Origin of the sequence: Yersinia massiliensis CCUG 53443, from assembly GCF_000312485.1 — a bacterium.
GTDB classification, from domain to species: Bacteria; Pseudomonadota; Gammaproteobacteria; order Enterobacterales; family Enterobacteriaceae; genus Yersinia; species Yersinia massiliensis.
In genome coordinates this window covers 1-605 of the sequence record NZ_HE997663.1, presented here as the reverse complement: position 1 = coordinate 605, position 605 = coordinate 1, and the positions used below count along the sequence as shown (strand labels likewise).

Sequence of the window (605 nt, the reverse complement as noted above, 5' to 3'; positions counted from 1 at the left end):
ACTGAAGCGACTTTCGGTAGCGAAGGTCAACTATGTGCTGACCGAAAACTGCTGATGGCATTAAAGTTACACTATAAAGACAGTGGCGACAGTTGCGAGAATATTGAAACTCTGTGGCCCGGAGTGGTCGTTAAGCTCTTTCCTGGGCAATTCCGAGTAGAAATGACATTACCGCAAGAAGCCTTTGACCCTGAGCTGGAAGAAAGTGAATATCAGCGGGGCGGCCACGCCTTATTGCTAAATTATAATTTATTCGGCCAACGCATCGAAAACAACAATGACAACCTGAATTTATTTCAGGGGCAATTCGAGCCGGGTATTAATTTTTATAACTGGGTGGTGCGCAACCGAGGTTCTTATAATTACAACCAAGGGGTGGGCCATTATGATAATCAGGAAACCTACGCATTACGCGCCATTGAATCTTTAAAGTCGGTGGTACAGTTGGGGGAGTTTGGCCTAGTCGCCAATACATACTCTGGTCTGCCAGTGATGGGTGCCCAGCTTTATTCCGATAATGCCCAACTCAATAACACCCAACTGGTTGTGCCCATTGAAGGGATTGCCAACACCAACGCCACTATCGAAATTCGCCAGCGTGGGCG

1 protein-coding gene is annotated in these 605 nt (G+C 47.1%); it reads left to right on the top strand.

The window, feature by feature from the left end:
* Nucleotides 1–605: fimbria/pilus outer membrane usher protein (locus BN68_RS22845; protein WP_042807148.1), on the top strand; the 605-nt coding region annotated here is incomplete at both ends.